Annotated in this window: 14 protein-coding genes; 8 read left to right on the top strand and 6 right to left on the bottom strand. The window is 33.9% G+C overall.

Annotated features, from left to right (window positions below):
• From AC1EUY_RS14795 to AC1EUY_RS14770, 6 genes are all read right to left on the bottom strand, one after another.
• The coding region (locus AC1EUY_RS14795) for a pyruvate carboxylase (protein WP_480196325.1) at positions 1–2,734 on the bottom strand (2,734 nt) is incomplete at its 3' end.
• A 63-nt stretch (positions 2,735–2,797) separates the two neighbouring features.
• The gene (locus AC1EUY_RS14790; RefSeq protein WP_480196324.1) at positions 2,798–3,667 is read right to left on the bottom strand and encodes a nucleoside phosphorylase; all 870 of its coding nucleotides are present in this window, start codon (positions 3,665–3,667) and stop codon (positions 2,798–2,800) included.
• Positions 3,668–3,684: 17 nt separating this feature from the next.
• The gene (locus AC1EUY_RS14785; protein ID WP_480196323.1) at positions 3,685–4,923 is read right to left on the bottom strand and encodes a ComEC/Rec2 family competence protein; all 1,239 of its coding nucleotides are present in this window, start codon (positions 4,921–4,923) and stop codon (positions 3,685–3,687) included.
• Between the two features lie 335 nt (positions 4,924–5,258).
• On the bottom strand, positions 5,259–6,203 hold the full coding sequence (locus AC1EUY_RS14780) for a glycerophosphodiester phosphodiesterase family protein (protein ID WP_480196322.1): 945 nt from the start codon (positions 6,201–6,203) through the stop codon (positions 5,259–5,261).
• 75 nt (positions 6,204–6,278) lie between these two features.
• The gene (locus AC1EUY_RS14775; protein WP_480196321.1) at positions 6,279–7,697 is read right to left on the bottom strand and encodes a RagB/SusD family nutrient uptake outer membrane protein; all 1,419 of its coding nucleotides are present in this window, start codon (positions 7,695–7,697) and stop codon (positions 6,279–6,281) included.
• A gap of 12 nt (positions 7,698–7,709) precedes the next feature.
• Positions 7,710–10,919, bottom strand: a complete 3,210-nt coding sequence (locus AC1EUY_RS14770) for a SusC/RagA family TonB-linked outer membrane protein (RefSeq protein ID WP_480196320.1) — start codon at positions 10,917–10,919, stop codon at positions 7,710–7,712.
• 183 nt (positions 10,920–11,102) lie between these two features.
• On the opposite strand from AC1EUY_RS14770, the gene AC1EUY_RS14765 reads away from it, so the two are divergent.
• From AC1EUY_RS14765 to AC1EUY_RS14730, 8 genes are all read left to right on the top strand, one after another.
• Entirely contained in the window at positions 11,103–11,978 is an 876-nt protein-coding gene (locus AC1EUY_RS14765) for an AraC family transcriptional regulator (protein WP_480196319.1), read from the top strand.
• A gap of 111 nt (positions 11,979–12,089) precedes the next feature.
• Positions 12,090–13,409, top strand: a complete 1,320-nt coding sequence (locus tag AC1EUY_RS14760; RefSeq protein ID WP_480196318.1) for an L-fuconate dehydratase — start codon at positions 12,090–12,092, stop codon at positions 13,407–13,409.
• A 13-nt stretch (positions 13,410–13,422) separates the two neighbouring features.
• On the top strand, positions 13,423–14,196 hold the full coding sequence (locus tag AC1EUY_RS14755) for an SDR family NAD(P)-dependent oxidoreductase (RefSeq protein WP_480196317.1): 774 nt from the start codon (positions 13,423–13,425) through the stop codon (positions 14,194–14,196).
• Positions 14,197–14,212: 16 nt separating this feature from the next.
• Positions 14,213–15,064, top strand: coding sequence for a fumarylacetoacetate hydrolase family protein (locus AC1EUY_RS14750; RefSeq protein ID WP_480196316.1), 852 nt, complete (start codon positions 14,213–14,215; stop codon positions 15,062–15,064).
• The gene (locus tag AC1EUY_RS14745) at positions 15,064–15,897 is read left to right on the top strand and encodes an amidohydrolase family protein (protein ID WP_480196315.1); all 834 of its coding nucleotides are present in this window, start codon (positions 15,064–15,066) and stop codon (positions 15,895–15,897) included. The genes AC1EUY_RS14750 and AC1EUY_RS14745 overlap by 1 nt, the downstream gene beginning before the upstream one ends.
• Before the next feature lie 3 nt (positions 15,898–15,900).
• A complete protein-coding gene (locus AC1EUY_RS14740) occupies positions 15,901–16,680 on the top strand; it encodes an L-fucose dehydrogenase (RefSeq protein ID WP_480196314.1) in 780 nt (259 codons plus the stop codon).
• A 2-nt stretch (positions 16,681–16,682) separates the two neighbouring features.
• A complete protein-coding gene (fucP, locus tag AC1EUY_RS14735) occupies positions 16,683–18,017 on the top strand; it encodes an L-fucose:H+ symporter permease (RefSeq protein ID WP_480196313.1) in 1,335 nt (444 codons plus the stop codon).
• 54 nt (positions 18,018–18,071) lie between these two features.
• The gene (locus AC1EUY_RS14730) at positions 18,072–19,235 is read left to right on the top strand and encodes an alpha-hydroxy acid oxidase (protein ID WP_480196312.1); all 1,164 of its coding nucleotides are present in this window, start codon (positions 18,072–18,074) and stop codon (positions 19,233–19,235) included.
• Positions 19,236–19,299 lie beyond the last annotated feature (64 nt).

Raw genomic sequence — 19,299 nt, 5'->3', positions numbered from 1 at the left:
CAGATTCTGGGAAAGATATTTCATTACCACGTTCTAAAATTTCAGCAGGACTTAATTCATTGGTTACCATGAAAATAGACATATCACCAACCACTTTAGAACTAGGAGTAACTTTTATTAAATTGCCAAAAAGAGTATTGACTTCAGCATACATTTTTTTGACTTCATCAAAACGATCTCCGAGCCCTAATGCCTCGGCTTGCGGTCTTAGGTTCGAATATTGTCCTCCTGGAATTTCATGTTGAAATACTTCAGCAGTACCTGCTTTTAAGCCTGATTCAAATGGATAATAATACTCCCGGATATCTTCCCAATAATTTGAGAACTCATTCAAGCTTTCTACATTAAACCTATGCTCTCTATTTTGGTACTTCATCATTTCAACTACTGAATTAAAATTTGGCTGAGATGTCAACCCAGACAAACCTCCAAGGGCTACATCCACTACATCTACTCCTGCTTCAATAGCTTTTAAATATGTTGCTGACTGTAAAGAAGATGTATCATGAGTATGAAGATGTATTGGTAAATCAACGGTATCTTTTAAAGCTTCCACTAATTCCACGGCTGCATAAGGTGTTAATAAACCTGCCATATCTTTAATAGCGACCATATGAGCTCCAGCATTTTCTAGGTCTTTAGATAGCTGGGTATAATACTTTAAACTATACTTTGAATTATTTCTATCTAAAATATCACCTGTATAACTTATCGCAGCTTGAGCAATTCCCTCCGTATGATTTCGAACATAATTAATACTAGGTTCCATCGCCTTCACCCAATTTAAGGAATCAAAAATTCTGAATATATCAATACCGTTTTCCCAAGACTTCACTACAAATCTTTCAATTAAGTTATCGGGATACGCCTTATAACCTACACCATTTGATCCTCGTAAAAGCATTTGAAGTAATATGTTTGGTATCGCTTTACGAAGTTCTCGTAAACGTCCCCATGGATTTTCATGTAAAAATCTTAAGCAAACATCAAATGTAGCCCCACCCCAAACTTCCATGCTAAAAGTATTAGCATGTCTTTTAGCAAAACTCTCCGCTACTTTTAACATATCATATGTTCTCATGCGAGTTGCTAGTAGTGACTGATGAGCATCTCGCATAGTAGTATCTGTAAAATGTATTTTTTCTTCTTTTTTCAGCCAGCTACAAAACTCATCTGGACCTAATTCATTAAGTAAATCTTTGGTACCCTTAGGGAATTCAGATATATTATAAGACTTGGGTATCTTAGGTTTTCTGAATATTTTGTTTTTATCTACAAATTTTACATCTGTATTACCATTTACAATGATTTCTGCTAAGTATTTTGTCAATTTAGTACTTCTGTCCTGAGGTAGTTTAGATTTAAAAAGTTCAGGTTCATTTTGAATAAAATTCACCGTTACCTTACCCTTTCTAAAATTTTCATGCTGAATAATATTTTGTAAAAAATAAATATTCGTCTTTACTCCTCGAATTCTAAATTCTTTCAAGGCTCTTACCATTTTTCTAGTAGCGCCATCCAGTGTTCTACCTTGGGAAGACACCTTTACAAGCATAGAGTCAAAAAACGGGCTTACTTTGTATGATGGATAAATACTTCCTTCATCAAGTCTAATACCCATTCCTGAAGCACTTCTATATGTCGAAATTGTACCGTAGTCAGGAGTGAAATTATTTAATGGATCTTCAGTTGTAATCCTACATTGTAACGCATAACCATTTGATGTTATACTATCTTGATTAGAAATTTTAATTTGTTTATCGGAAAGCCTATAACCTCCTGCAATAAAAATTTGCGTCTTTACTAAGTCGACTCCAGTAATCATTTCTGTTACTGTATGTTCTACTTGAATCCTTGGATTAACTTCTATAAAATATATCTTTTTATTCTTGTCAACCAAAAACTCAACGGTTCCAACATTGTTATAATTGACTTTTGTCGTAATGGCAATAGCATATTTATAAAGATCTTTCTTTAAGCTATCTGGAAGACCAAATGACGGAGCTACTTCCACAACTTTTTGATGTCTTCTTTGTACTGAGCAATCTCGTTCAAAAAGATGTCGAATATTACCAAAACCATCTGCTACAATCTGAACCTCTATATGTTTTGGGTCTTCAACATATTTTTCTAAGAACATCGTGTCATCACCAAATGCATTTAAGGCTTCGTTTTTTGCAGAATTAAAGTTTCGTTCTAGTTCTGATTTAGATTTGATTACACGCATGCCTCTACCTCCACCACCTGAAGCTGCCTTAAGCATAATAGGATAGCCTATTTGATCAGCTTCCTCAGAAGCTATTCTTAATGATGTTAGTTCTCTTTTGCTACTTTCAATAATTGGAACATCACATTGGACTGCCACTTTTTTAGCAGTTATTTTATCACCCAAAGCATCCATAACTTCGGGTTCTGGACCAATAAATATTAACTCATTCTTTCTACACTCTCTGGCAAAATCAGAGTTTTCGGATAAAAAACCATAACCTGGGTGGATAGCATCGACTTTCTTCTCTTTGGCTAACTTAATTATTGCATTAATATCTAAATATGGTTTTAAGGGCTGATCTTTTTTGCCAATTTGATATGCTTCATCAGCTTTATATCTATGTTGAGAATACCGGTCTTCGTAGGTATAGATAGCAACTGTTTTTAGCTTAATTTCTGTACAGGCTCGTAATACCCTGACAGCAATCTCTCCTCTATTAGCAACTAATATTTTCTTTATTTTCATTATTCTATCACCTTCTTTGTTACATATTCTTTTATCTAATTTTTAACGAAGTTTAATTAAGGATCAACTTGAAATTTTGTCTAATACATACCTTATTAATTCCTTTACCTCATCCCTATAGTTTTCATTTGCGTTTTTGTTTAATCTATTCGCTATGACTAGACAAATTGCTATTGCCTCATGGCCTAGCATTTTTGCCAAGCCATACATTGCAGAGCTTTCCATTTCATAATTAGATATTCTGTAATCTTTATACTGAAAAGAAGAAAGCTTATCGTTAATATTTTTCAGTTTTGTTTTTAACCGTAATTCCCTGCCTTGTGGTACGTAAAAACCTGGAGAAGTAATTGTTACACCTGAGTGAGTTTTGTCACTATATAATTCATTGAATAGTTGCTCAGAGCCATCAATTATATAAGGGGAAAAAAACAAATGATCAGGTGCAATATGAAATTTAAAAACGGATATGAGTTCCTTATTTATTACATCTTGATGATTATCATAAAAGAATAGTAAGTTGTCAAAACCTATGGATTTTTCTGAAAGAACGTACGAATTTACCTCTATGTCTTTTTGAAGACTTCCAGAAGTTCCAATTCGAATGATATTGAGTTTTCTAAGCTTACTATTGACCTCTCTTTTATCAAAATCTATGTTGACAAGAGCATCAAGTTCATTAAGTACTATATCGATGTTGCCAATTCCAACTCCTGTGGATACAACAGTAATTCTCTTATTGTTATACCTGCCCGTTGTACTTACATATTCGCGATTACGAATTGTATATTCAACATCAGATAAAAAAGATTTAATAATATCAACTCTTTTTGGGTCCCCAACTAAAACTATGGTATCAGCTACCTGATGTGGTTTTAAATGAAGATGAAAAATACTTCCGTCTGGGTTTAAAATCAATTCTGAATCTAATATCATAAATGAAATATTTACATTTAGCGAGCTTGATAAGGCCCATACTTTTTTTTGATTAATAGTTTTGCAGATGAGTCATCTAATACAAAAACTTCATAAGCATCTCCATTAGGATACACCCTAATTACAATATGACCTTGCATGCTTTTATAATTCTTTTTAAACCATGGGCCATAAGTAACTAATGTTTCTGGATGTATATTGGTAGCGAAAATATCTCTATCCTCACTTAGACTATCTTTGTGAATAAGGCGTTGAAACACTTCTTGCCCAGGATGGTCTGAGCACCATGATTGCTGCGCAACTACTTTAGGGTTAAGCGTCTTAATAAAAAAGCTGTTTGTTGCATCTCTATTACTATGATGATTTAAGGTTGCTACCTCTACTTTGCCTACTGCATTTGCTATTGGTGTTTCTACGTCAAACCATTTCGGCAATCCATATCCTTGTAGCCCTGTATTATCTCCACCAGTGAAGTAATCAAATTTACCATAGGAAATTTTCAACGCGATACTTAATGGGTTTTCATTATAATTTCCATTGTAAAATGCAATCATATCATTTGCCGAAAAATATTCGAATGCTCTGTTTTCGACACCTGTCCATATAGTACCGTTTGATTTGACATTAGAGATTTTAAAGGTCTTAAAATCCTCAGGCCGATATACCAAATTCAACTGCGAATCACTTCCTACACTTAAAGATTCTGATGGGATTTTACTTTTTTCTATGAATGCGATGTATTCCTGAAAAATCGAATCCTTTTTTAGAAACTTTTTTAAATTAATCGGAAAATTGTAATTGGGATAGTTTCTATCTATGATCTTATTTATGGGAATATAACGAGCTAATTCAACCAAACTTCCATAATGATCCCCATGAAAATGAGAAACGACAGCATAGTCAATTTTAGGTATCTTTTTTAATGGTAAAACAGTTTTTATATAATGTGCAATCCAATGTGCAGCAGATAATGAATCATTGGGCAATGTAGCGGTAGCTTTTAGTGGTGCCCATTTTTTTTCAAATTCTTCTTTATCTAGTAAACCAGCATCAAATAATAGTGTCGTGCTATCTGGAAGAACCATAAAAGTTGTATCTCCATTACCCGTATTAATATGATGTATATCAAGGTAACCCTGATGCCATACTTTTAATTCCTCAGCTAAAGATTCACTAGCTGCACCTTTTGCACTTTCTATACCGTTTTTACATCCTAAAAAAGCTAATAATATGATTACGTATTTTTTGTATTTCATGGGAATCATATTACCAAAGAATGGCTGATTTATAAAATCAACCATTCTTTAATCTAACTAACTCAAATAAATATATTATGAAAATAAACTATGGTAAAAGTAAATGCCATTACTTCTAATTACTACCACAAATCAAACCTAATATGATACTTTTTTTGCATTTTTTTTGAATATAAGAGATTTCATCTCAGTATCATACCAGATAAAAGGCATTGGAAATCTTATTTCAAGAGTAATTATCAAGTTATGTCAAAAAAAAGAGTGATAATATTTATCACTCTCAAACTAAACTAATTCAAATAGTTATTCTAATTATTTGATACGAATAACTTTCACTACTTATGTAGCTTTCTTTCTCTTAAATATTCTATTAACTCCTTTGGTCTATCGGTCATAATGGCATTTGCTCCTAGATCAATTAATTTTCCCCAAGATTTATCTGGTCCGTCAATTAAAGCTTTTTCGTCAGTATAACCAGCACAGAGTTCGTCCCATAAAGCAATGGCTAAGAAAGTATCTTTTTGATTTCTTATTGTTGGAATTAAATCGAAAGTTTCTGCATCTTCTGAATCAAACAAATTTTCATACATAAAAGGATTTAATTCTCTTTCATATTCTTCCATATAACCCCTTACATCATTATTCTTATACCAAAGCTTAGGCATATAAATTATAGAGTCTAACAAACTCCCATATCTTTCATGCATTACTTTGTAGTTATCATTCCCCTTAAAAATTGCTTGATCAACTGTTCCTGTTTTTTTTAAAACATCATACGCTTGCCGTACGGTTTCTCCTTCAGTCTTATCTAGATTAATTAAAATCTTATCTTTTGCAAGAAGCATAATTTCTTCCAATGTTGGAACTTGCTGCATAGATCCTTTTACACCGCAACCATTATTCAATCGTAATTTTTTTATTTCTTCTAATGTAAAGTCTTCAACTTTCCCACTTCCATTAGTCGTTCTATCAACAGTTTTGTCATGTATTGCCACTAAATGGCCATCTTTTGTCAAACGGACATCGATTTCAACAATATCAACACCAAGATCAATACATGCCTGTACAGCTGCCAAAGAGTTTTCCGGAGCATACCTCCAATATCCTCTATGTGCAACAACAAGAATATTAGATGCTGTTGGATTTTTTAATTCTTCAAGTATTGACTCAGCATTCTTAACGCTTTTTTGAACTTCAATTTCTTCTTTTTGAACTACATTCTCCTTGCATGATAGAAAAAAAGAGAAAATGATAATTGAAAATAATAAAAATGATCTCATAGATTTTTAATTAGAATAACGGGCTTGGTTAAAGTAAAAAATATTCTCTAACAGCCCGTTAAAACCTTATTAAATTTAATAGCCAGGATTTTGAGGAAAAATTGACGCATCATTAATTGCATCAATTGCACTTAATGGTAAAGGGTATATTAATTGAAAATCACTAACCGTAAAAGCCGAAGTACTTGCATTCATTGTATCAACTGCTCTGCCTGTACGTACTAAATCAAACCATCTTTGGTTTTCTGACACAAACTCATGTCTTCTTTCATTTAATACCGCATTTCTGAAACTTACTTGGTCAGGTACATCAGAGGATGTCAAAGAAGCCAGACCAGCTCTGTTTCTTATCTGATTTAATAAATTAAACGCTTCACCGTCTGCGATATATCCTTGCTCGTTCAATGCTTCAGCATGCATTAATAAAACATCTGCATAACGCAACACAATAAAGTTTAAATCGGAATCTTGATCGGCTGCGGGAACTTCAACAAGTTTCTTCGCATACTTTGTTGTTCCATTGGACAGAATACCAATAGAGGCATCCCTTCTAAGATCGCCTGCTTCAAAAGATGCAAATAAATCGTTTGATGGAATATTCTCCCCTCTTTGAACTCCAATCCCTCCTAATAATTCATTTGCTGAGCCTACAGGAGCCACCTGATTCGGGAAAATGCTCCCTTCGCCATTTCCAGCCTGAAACTGTACTTCAAAAATTGATTCAATACCATTTTCATTTGCACTACCAAAGTTATCTTCAAAATTCGCATTTAAGCTGTAGCCTGACACCGCACTTAAAACCGATATTGCATCGCTCCAATTACCTAAAGTTAAGTATACTTTTCCAAGCAGGGTCTGAGCCGCTCCTTTGGTCGCTCTTCCCACTCCATTACTAGATGGTAACTGATCAATTGCTTGTTCTAAATCCGTAACTATTTGGTTATAAACCTCATTAATGGGTGTTCTGCCAATACTAAACGCTTCAAAAGGGTCCGCCGTCTCACTAGTAACCAATGGTACATCGCCCCATAGTCTAATCAAGTTAAAATATGTTAATGCTCGTAAAAATTTCACCTCTCCTGATCTAGTATTTTTTAAAGTGGCATCCATTTCTACACCATCTATCCTATTCAAAACAATATTGCATCTCTGTATACCTTTGTAACAGCTGTTCCAAGAATCTTCAATTCTAAAATTACCAGGTGTAATTTGAAATAAGTCAATATCCCCTTGAGCACCACCACTATTTGTAGGACTTTCGACAAAAGCATCATCAGCTCTTATTTCCATCATGAACATGAAATCAAATTTGTACTGACCCTCATCTTGAAGTGCATCGTAGGCAGCTACAGTCGCTTGCTCAATATCAGCCTCTGTGTTAAAAAAACCGTCGACACTTACGTCTGAAATTGAACTAATTTCTAATCGATCTTCACAGTTTGTCATGAAAACGACTACTATGATTGTGAATAATATGGTTTTATAATTCTTCATTTTTTTTTTTTTTTAAAAGTTTACATTTAACCCAAGTACAAAAGACCTATCAACAGGATAATTATCAAACCCCGTAGTTGGACTTAAAACATTACCCGATCTCTGCTCTGGATTATAACCTCTATAATCAGTAAATGTAAATGGGTTTTTAGAACTTGCATATATCCTAAAACTATTAAGATTTAATGTTTCAGCCACCTTTTTTGGTAACGTATAACCTAAAGTTATATTCTTAAATCTAACGAAAGAAGCATCATCTTGTAAAACATCTGTTTCTCTATAAAATCCATTGTCCCTAGGTATAGCATTTGGTCTTGCATATATTGAACTTTCACTTCTTTCAGGGGTATAATAGTTATTGAAATAATCTCTAGAACCATTACCCCAACCTTCTGGATTATAGAGTAAAACGCTAATTGTTCTATCATGCACATGTACTCCTTGAACTCCCTGAATTACTGCACTTAAGTCAAAATTCTTATAAGAAAACCGTGTATTGATACCAAAAGTGTAGTCTGGAAAAATTGAACCTAAAACTACACGATCAGCTGATGTTATTTGACCATCTCCGTTAGCATCAACATAAACATATTCACCAACTTGAGCTGATGATAAACTAGGAGTATTATCTATCTGTTGCTGTGAAGTAAAAACACCATTCGTTCTATAGCCATATGAAGCTCCAAGTTCTCCTCCTATTCGTGTAATATTTCTGCCCGTTATAATTTCATCCTGCCCTGGGCCTAATTCTAAGACTTTATTTTTGTTAGATGCAATATTAAAAGAAGTAGTTGCTTTAACAGGTCCCAAATTATAATTAGTTTTTACTGCTAGCTCAATTCCTTTATTCTCAACTTTACCAATATTTTGTAATGATGATGTAAATCCAGAATGTGCTGGTACAGGAACTTGTAGTAGTAGATCATTTGTAGTAGACAAATAATAGTCAAATGATGCTGTTATTCTATTCTTTAAAAAACCAATATCGAAACCTATATCAACTGTGCTGGTTTCTTCCCAACTTAAATTAGGATTTGGTGAGGTATTAGGAGATAAACCATTTTGAATTCCTCCGTCTAGAATTGCATTTGAACTCGTTAACAAAGCTTGCGATCCAAAATCACCAACCTGATTGTTACCAGTTATCCCCCAACTAGCTCTTAATTTTAAATCATTAATTATTTCTGATTCAGGAAATAAATCTTCACTAACTCTATAGCCTGCTGAAAAAGAAGGAAATGTACCAAATCGAGTATTTGAACCAAATCTAGATGATCCGTCACGACGTACTGCAGCTGTAAATAAATATTTGCCTTGGTAATCATATTGTAATCTAGCTAAATACGAAATTAGCACTGATTTAGATTTTCTAGATTCTCCCCCATTGATGATCCCTGCATTCAAAGTAGTAACAAAATCATTCGGAAAATCGGTGGCAGTGATTCTTGTTGTCTCTAAGGTTTCTTCTTGAAAAGAATAACCTAATAGGAGATTTAAATTATGCTTATCATTTATTACCTTGTCATAAACTAGGGTGTTTTCAACAAGCCAATTTGTTAATTCTCTAGATTGCGTTTCACCATTTGGAATATCAGGAGCTGCCCTGTTACGTGATCCGACAACAGATGGATCAAAAATATTTCTTCTTGCGCTAGCATAATCAATACCGAAATACGTTTTAGCCTTTAATCCCTCAATCAATTCTAATTCAAGGAAAGTACCTCCCTGAAATAAGCCTGTTCTTCTTTTATCATCTCTTAATAAAGCCAAGGCCACGGGGTTTTCAGACCTAGCTTGGTCTCCTTCTGTGGCTCCAATAATTTGCTCACCTATTGCCAAAGAACCATCTGGATTATATGCGGGAAAATATGGCAATGCAATAATAGCACTATTAATTGGTGAAGCATTAAATCCCGTTGGAATTAAGTTTTCTTGTGTTAAAGATGGTGCCATATTTATACCAAACTTTAACTTCTTTGAAAGTTTGGCTTCAAGGTTTGCTCTAAAACTAAAACGTTCAAAGTCTGAACCAAGTACAATACCTTCTTGATTAAAATAAGTTCCAGAAACAAAATAAGATAAATCTTCGTTACCCCCATTAACGGATAACTGATAATTTTGAATTAATGCATTTCTGAACAACTCATCTTGCCAATCTGTATTAGTTAAACCAGATGTATCACCGCCTGTTAACCATGGCTGTACATAACTAGGAATAATTGCCTTTCTTGGGTTAAACCCAAACGAACTAGCATTAGCTTCTCTGGTAGCATTATCATCATTAGTAGAAAAAGAACCATCATCAAATTGAAGGTAGTAGTTATTACGCGCATCTCTATCCCAAATAGCGTGCTCTTGAGCATTCATCAAATCTAAACGGTTTGCAACCTCTTGAAAGCCTACATACGAACTGAAACTAAATTGTGGCTTTCCTGATCTTCCTTTTTTTGTGGTAATTATAATAACACCATTCCCTCCTCTTGAGCCATAAATAGAAGCAGAAGCTGCATCTTTCAACACTTCAACAGAAGCTATGTCATTTGGACTTATTGAGCTTAGTGAAGATTCTTGAGATAAAGGTAATCCATCAACCACAATTAAAGGTTGGGTTCCTGCAGTTATCGTACCAACACCTCTTACATTTATGGAATTTGCTTGTCCAGGTTGGCCGGAGTTTTGAGTTATTTCAACACCAGCTAACTGACCAGCAATACCTTGTTCAATACTTGTAACTGGTATGTTTTCAAAATCACTAGTCTTAATTGATGAAATTGCACTTGTAACGTCCGCTTTATTAACTGTACCGTAACCAACAACTACCACTTCCTGAAGTTGTGCTGCGTCAACCCGAAGCTGAACATTTATTGTTGTTCTTTGATTAATACCTACTGTCTGTGATTTATAGCCTACATAAGAAACTACGAGATTAACTGTACCGTCAGGAACAGTAATACTATAGTTTCCATCAAAATCTGAAGACGCACCCACAGTTGAGCCCTCTGCTTGAATTGTTGCTCCTGGTAAAGGTTCGCCATTTTCATCAGTAATTTTACCGGAAATAATTTTTTCTTGGATTGAACTCTTGTAAAAAGCCAAATCCTCATTTACATCTAATTCCTTATCTGAATTATTTAATCCAAATGAAGAATAACTATAAAAAGTTTGAATAATTATTAGAAAAAGTAATCTAATAGCTTTTGGGGATAGTAATTTTGAATTCATCAGTTAATTATTTTATTAGTTCATACAACTATATAATTCAAATAGCTTTGAATAAATACGATCCAAAAATAGTTTGCAAATTAAGGTAGAACTACTACTCTTTAAACTAAACATGATACTTTTTTTGCTCTTTAATCTAATTTATTGTTAATTGTGTATATTTTTAATGTTAATTTGTTGATTATGAAATTACATTTATTAGATAGAAGTAGTAAAGAGAACACTAGTATAACAGTAAAATATAATAAATACCCCTACTTCTTGAAGATATGGCATTATCATCCGGAATTGGAATTGGTCTTATCTATAAAAAGTACCGGTACTCGTTTTATTGGAGACAATATTGAAAAATTCGACGAAGGAGATATTGTATTAATTGGTAAGAATTTACCCCATATGTGGTTGAATGATGATATTTATTTTGATGAATCTTCTACCTTAATGGCTGAAGCAATAGCAATACATTTCAATGAAAATTTCTTAGGTTATGATTTTCTAAAGGCTCCCGAAATGAACCACGTAAATGATCTGGTTAACAGAGCCAAATATGGTATCAAATTTTTAGGGGACACTACAAAAATAGCTCAATCTATAGTAAAATTACAAAATATTAACGGCTTTGATAGAACAATCTTGTTTCTGCAAATTTTAAATGAACTTGCCAAACATGATTCATTTCAATCATTGGCGAGTAATGGATATATAAACTCATTTTATAAGAATGAGAACAAGCATCTTGATAAAGTATATGAATATGTATTCAAGAATTTCAAACAGCAAATCAATCTTTCGGATGTTGCGGAGATAGCTCATATGAATCCTTCAGCATTTAGTAGATTTTTCAAACGTGTTAATCGAAAAACTTTTACAAAGTACATTAATGAAATACGAATTGGTTATGCTTGTAGATTACTAATAGAAAATAAGTCCAATATAACAGCAATTTGCTATGAATCTGGTTTTAACAATATATCTAATTTTAATAGACAATTTAAATCCATAACAAAAATGTCTCCTTCCGAATACTTAAAAAGATATGATAAATTGGAAGTTTATTAGTTAAATTTTCTAGCTAGGGCAAAAAAAGTATCATTAAATGTAATAATTGATGTAGCTAAAGTTACGACCTAAATATAGTTTTGTTAGAGAATATAAGAATGCAATATATAGATGGCTGATAAAATAATAATATCGGAAATAGAAACACATGATATTAGATTCCCTACGAGTGATTCATTAGATGGTTCTGATGCAATGAACCCAAGTCCAGATTACTCTGCTGCGTATGTAATTTTAAAAACTAATCATCCAGAAATAGAAGGTCACGGGCTTACTTTTACTATAGGCAGAGGCAATGAATTATGTGTGGCAGCTATAAGATCCCTTTCTCATTTAATTACAGGAAAAGATTTAGCATCATTCACTAGCAATATGGGAGATTTCTGGAAGATGATTACCAGTGATAGCCAACTTAGATGGTTAGGCCCTGAAAAGGGTGTCATACATTTAGCCACTGGAGCAGTAGTTAATGCCGTTTGGGACTTGTACGCCAAGGTAGAAGGCAAGCCTCTATGGAAACTTTTAGCTGATATGCCGCCTGAAGAATTAGTCTCTTGCATAGATTTCACTTATATAACTGATGCCATAAATAAAGAAGAAGCTCTACAGATTCTAAAAAATAATGAACCCACAAAAAAAGAAAGGATAGAGAATTTGCTTAATCATGGTTACCCAGCATATACAACTTCTGCCGGGTGGTTAGGGTATTCGGATGAGAAAATGAGAACGCTCTGCAAAGAAGCTAAACAATTTGGCTTTAAACACATGAAAATGAAAGTTGGAGCTGATTTGAAAGATGACATACGAAGAGCATCAATAATTAGAGAAGAAATTGGTTATGATATCAAACTTATGATGGACGCCAACCAGAAATGGGATGTTGATGAAGCAATTAAAAATATGCAGCATCTATCTCAATTCGAGCCATGGTGGATTGAAGAACCAACAAGCCCAGATGATATTTTAGGGCATGCTAAAATTGCCAAAGCTGTAGCTCCAATCAAAGTCGCAACTGGTGAGCACTGCCATAACAGGGTAATGTTCAAACAATTAATGCAAGCAAATGCTATTGGTATTTGTCAAATTGATAGTTGTAGAGTGGGTGGAGTTAATGAGATTCTAGCGATCTTGCTAATGGCTACAAAATTCAATATTCCTATATGCCCTCACGCAGGAGGAGTTGGTCTGTGCGAGTATGTGCAACATTTATCAATGTTTGACTACATTGCGATAAGCGGAACTATGGAAGACAGAATAATTGAGTATGTCGACCATTTACATGAACATTTTTATGAACCTGTGGTGATAAAAAATGGAGCTTATATGCCACCAAAATTTCCAGGTTATAGCATAACCATGAAAGCAGAATCGCTTGAAAAATATAGCTATCCTAATGGAGAAGTTTGGAGTAAAAAAGCCAAAAGAAGGTAAAATTATAATTTTTATGAAATTTAATTTAAATAATAAAGTAGCAATTATTACTGGAGGAGGTAGTGGTATTGGAGAAGCAATTTCAGAAACTTTTGCCTTAAATGGTGCTTACGTACATATCATAGATTATAATTTTGATGCAGCTAAAAAGGTGGTAAATAAAATTATAAGTGCAGGAAAAAAAGCTACTCCCTATAAATGCAATGTTTCAAACCAACAAGAAGTAATTAAAACTGTAAAAGAAATTACAAAAAATAAACACATAGATATATTAATTAACAACGCTGGTGTTGCCCATGTTGGTACAATAGAGCAGACAACTGAAGAAGATTTGGATAGGTTGTACGATATTAACATCAAAGGGGTTTATAATTGTTCCAAAGCCTGTATACCATTTTTTAAAAAAAATAAGGGTGGAGTAATTCTAAATTTAGCATCTATCGCATCTTCAGTTGGCATTCCAGATCGTTTTGCTTATTCAATGACAAAAGGTGCTGTTCTTACAATGACGTATTCGATTGCCAATGACTATCTAAATCATAATATTAGGTGCAATTGTATATCCCCTGGGCGAGTTCATACGCCTTTTGTTGATAATTTTATTGCTAAGAATTACCCTGGAAAAGAAGAAGAAATGTTTCAAAAATTGTCGAAGGCTCAGCCTATTGGGCGAATGGGCAAACCGCAAGAAATAGCCGATTTAGCGTTATATCTATGTTCTGATGAAGCGAGTTTTATAACCGGATCTAATTATGCAGTTGATGGTGGGTTTGTAACATTAAACTGATAACATTTAAGAAATTATGAAATTAATACGATTTGGAGAATTAGGATCAGAAAAGCCAGGAGTTCAACTATTTGATGGGACTAGAATTGATGTGTCATCATTTGGAATGGATTATGATGAAAGTTTTTTTGGGAAAGAAAGAATAAATGATTTGAGGGCTTGGCTTCAAAAAAATGAATTTAAATGCCCTAGAGTAAATAAGGATGTGCGTTTAGGCGTACCGCTCGTTAGGCCTTCCAAGATAGTATGTGTTGGTTTAAATTATGCTCAGCACGCAGCTGAAAGCGGCATGGAAATACCGAAAGAACCAGTATTATTCTTTAAGTCAACTACAGCCCTTACTGGTCCTAACGACAACATAATTATTCCAAAAAATAGTACTAAAACAGATTGGGAAGTAGAACTAGCCGTTATTATTGGCAAAAAGGCCTCTTATGTAGATGAAACAAATGCTTTAGACCATGTTGCGGGATATGTACTTCACAATGATGTTAGTGAAAGGGAATTTCAATTAGAGAGGTCAGGACAATGGGTAAAAGGAAAAAGTTGCGATACTTTTGCTCCCATAGGTCCATTTATAGCTACTAAAGATGAAATTAAAAACCCCAATAATTTAAACCTTTGGTTAAAGTTAAATGGAGAAATGATGCAAAATAGTTCAACATCAGATTTTATTTTTAATGTTCAGTACGTCGTAAGCCATATTAGTCAATTTATGACCTTATTGCCAGGTGATATAATTTCTACTGGCACTCCATTCGGTGTTGGTTTAGGTTTAACACCTCCAAGATATTTAAAACCCAACGATCTTATAGAACTTGGTATTGAAGGATTAGGAGTTTCAAAACAAACTTGTGTAGCATATTAATGATTATAGATAGCCATCAACATTTTTGGATATTTGATCCGGCAAGAGACAGTTGGATAGATGATTCTATGCAAATCATTAGAAAAGATTTTTTACCAAACGATTTAAAACCAATTTTTGATGCTAATAATATAAATGGTTGTATAGCTATACAAGCTGACCAGTCTGAAAAAGAAACACATTTCCTTTTAGATTTAGCTTCAGAAAACAGCTTTATAAAAGGAGTAGTTGGATGGGTTGATCTGTTGGCCAATAATGTTGAAGAGCGATTAGATTATTTTTCTAAATATTTAAAGTTTAAAGGTGTTCGGCATATTGTTCAAGCTGAAACGAACGACTTTATGCTACGTAGAGATTTTCAAATAGGTATAAGCAAATTAGCTCCACACAATCTTACTTACGATATTTTAGTATTCCCTCCGCAATTAAAGGCTGCTATTGCACTAGCTAACAAATTTCCGAACCAAAAGTTCGTGTTAGACCATATGGCCAAACCTTATATAAAAGATAGAAAAATAAGAGATTGGGAAAAAGATATTTTAGAACTGTCTAAAGCATCAAATGTTTATTGTAAAGTATCTGGAATGATCACCGAAGCTGACATTAAACATTGGAAACCTATAGACTTCAAACCCTATCTGGATATAATCTTCGAAGCTTTTGGTACTAACAGAATACTATTCGGATCAGATTGGCCTGTATGCCTTTTAGCTGGTCAATACAAAGAAATGCTTGACTTAGTAAAGACTTATATATCTCAGTTTTCTGAAAGAGAGAAGAACAATATTATGGGACATAATGCTACTAAAGTATATGCTTTAACAAAAAACTAAAAGATGGACTTAGCACTTAAAGGAAAGATCATTATAGTAACCGGAGGCTCTAAAGGTATCGGTAATGGCATTTGTAATGTCATTGCCAAAGAAGGAGCTATACCAGTTATTGTAGGAAGAAATAGAGAAAATGTACTTAAAGCCATTAAGACAATTGAAAGTACCGGTGGTAAAGCTTACTACGCCTTTGCTGAACTAACAAAGCCTGAAGATTGCAAAAACGCTGTTAACAGGATAATTAAAAAGTTTGGGAAAATTGATGGATTAGTTAATAATGCAGGCGTAAACGATGGGGTAGGTTTAGAACATGGAAATTATGAAGATTTTATTCGGTCTATAAACCGTAATCTCACGCATTATTATTTAATGGCTCATCATGCCTTACCCGAACTTAAAAAGAGTAAAGGCGCTATTGTCAATATTGGATCTAAAACTTCAGTAACTGGACAAGGAGGAACATCAGCATATGCTGCTGCCAATGGAGGAAGAAATGCTTTAACAAGAGAATGGGCTGTAGAGCTCCTACCCTATAGTATTCGTGTAAATGCCGTAATAGTTGCGGAGTGCTATACTCCATTGTATGATAAATGGATTAAAACCTTTCCTAATCCTGAAAACAAGTTAAAACAAATTACAGATAAAATTCCTCTAGAAAATAGAATGACTACTACCGAAGAAATAGCAAACATGGTTGCTTTCTTATTATCAGGAAAATCGAGTCATATTACTGGTCAGTTGATTTTCGTGGATGGAGGTTACACACATTTAGATCGTGCTTTATAATGATGAAAACAAACAAAAAAACATCTGTAATTTCTAAAGAGTATTTATTACCATTTATTCTTGTAACCTCATTATTTTTTTTATGGGGCTTTCCAAATGACTTGACCAATCCTATGGTAGAAGTGTTTAAAAACGTTTTAAACATATCTAATGTTAAAGCATCCTATGTGCAGTTAGCCTTTTATGGGGGGTATGCTACAATGGCCATACCCGCAGCGTTATTTATAAGAAGATTTAGTTATAAGTCGAGCATTATACTAGGGTTATTTCTCTTTATGATGGGTTCTTTTATGATGTATCCTTCAGCGACGTCAGTAAATTATAATCTATTCTTAATTTCTTTTTATCTATTGACTTTTGGTTTAGCATTTTTAGAAACTACTGCCAACCCAATGGTATTGGAATTAGGAGATCGTGAAACAGCAACACAACGACTTAATTTATCGCAGGCTTTTAATCCTATGGGAGCTTTAGCTGGGCAAATGGTAGCCAGAATTTATGTCGTTGAGCGTTTAGAAACTAAAATAGGTGCAAGTTCAGAAAATAACACCAGCTTACTTACACCAGAACAAAAACAACAAATAATTGAACATGACTTGGGTGTTGTAAGTACTCCTTATGTTGTGCTTGGGGTCGTAGTTTTAGTAATTATGCTCTTGTTTTTTCTCATAAAAATTGAAGAAAAAAGAAAAGCATCTGATAAATTGACATTAAAAGAGACCATTTCAAAATTGTTCGCCAATAAAAACTATTATGAAGGTGTTTTAGCACAATTCTTTTATGTCGCATGTCAGATCATGGTCTGGACATTTATTTATCAATACATTACAAATTTAAATGCTACCAGGCCGGAAAGTGATCAACTCAATGCAACAGTTTATGTCGCAGCTTCAACAATTCTATTTTTAATAGCTCGTTGGATCTGTACCTTCTTAATAAGATATATAAAGTCGGCTAAACTTATGTTATTGTTCGCTATTTTAGGGATGTTATTCTGTGCAGGTGCCATCTTTATTAATGGCATGTTAGGCTTATATTGTTTGGTAAGCGTGTCATTTGCTATGTCCCTTATGTTCCCAACAATTTATGGAATAGCTCTTAACGGAATGGGTGATGAAGCAAAGTTAGGTTCAGCTGGTTTAATTTTAGCAATTGTAGGTGGTGCTTTAATGCCTCCTCTTCAAGGTAAAATTATTGATGCTGGCGGCACAGGGCTCAATGATTTAAAAATTTTTGGTTTTGTTCCCGAAGTCAATGCCTCATTTATCTTACCTTTCATCTGTTTGATCATTGTAGCCATTTATAGTTATCGATCTATAAACAGAACAATTGGTTAAGTACTAGTTTGTTCAGATAACTTTTAACCTAAAATATTTCTATTTAACCTGACCATGAAGTATTCAAAAAAAATAAGTTACAATACTAAGTTTCCATCCGTAGAGGATTTACGAGAAAAAGCAAAAAAAAGAATTCCGAAGTTCGCCTTTGAATATTTAGATGGTGGTTGCAATGAAGATGTTAATTTGATAAAAAATACGCAAGAAATTCGTGAAGTAGAACTTTTGCCTAATTATTTAAGTAATCATTCGGGTTCAAGTATGAAAACTGAATTATTCGGTCAAGAATTTTCTGCTCCATTTGGAATTGCCCCAGTAGGCTTACAAGGTTTAATGTGGCCAAATGCCCCTGAAATATTAGCCAAAGCAGCTTTTGCCCATAACATTCCTTTTATCTTAAGTACAGTAACCACTAGTAGCATTGAACGTATTTCTGAGATAACAGAAGGCAAGACCTGGTTTCAATTGTATCACCCAGCTGAAAATAAACTTAGAGATGATATTCTAAAAAGAGCTGAAGCTGTGGAGTGTCCTGTTCTTGTAGTTCTTTGTGATGTCCCCACATTTGGGTATCGACCTAGAGACATACGAAATGGCCTTGCAATGCCACCAAAAATGTCTTTGAATAATATTTTACAAATCCTTGGTAAGCCAAAATGGGCACTCGAAACTCTTAAATATGGGCAACCTAATTTTGAAACCTTAAAACCCTATATGCCAAAAAATCTAGATTTGAAACAGCTTGGTCAATTTATGGATCAAACATTTTCTGGCAGGCTGAATGAAGAGAAAATAAAACCAATCCGAGATATGTGGAAAGGCAAATTAGTCTTAAAGGGTGTTGCATCAGAAGAAGATACTGAAATGGCTATTAAACTGGGATTAGATGGTATTATAGTTTCCAATCATGGAGGGCGTCAATTAGATGCTGGCGAATCTACAATTAAACCACTGACAAGAATCGCTAAAAAGTACGGGAATCAAATTACCATTATGATGGACAGTGGTATACGCTCTGGGCCTGACATAGCAAGAACACTTGCAAGTGGTGCTAAGTTCACTTTTATGGGGCGTTCTTTTATGTATGGTGTTTCTGCCTTAGGTAAGAACGGAGGGGATCATACCATTTCTATACTTAAAACACAATTGCAACAAGTCATGGAACAGATTTGTTGTGAAAGAGTTGAAGACTTTCCCGAGTATTTGATACATAAATAATTTTTTAATAAAGTCAAGCATATGAAGTATATTAGAAATTTTAATTGATAAGAACGTCTATTAG

This window comes from Maritimimonas sp. 2210JD6-3 (assembly GCF_056591795.1).
Note: the sequence above shows the minus strand (reverse complement) of the source record. Positions and strands in the feature narration are given on the sequence as shown.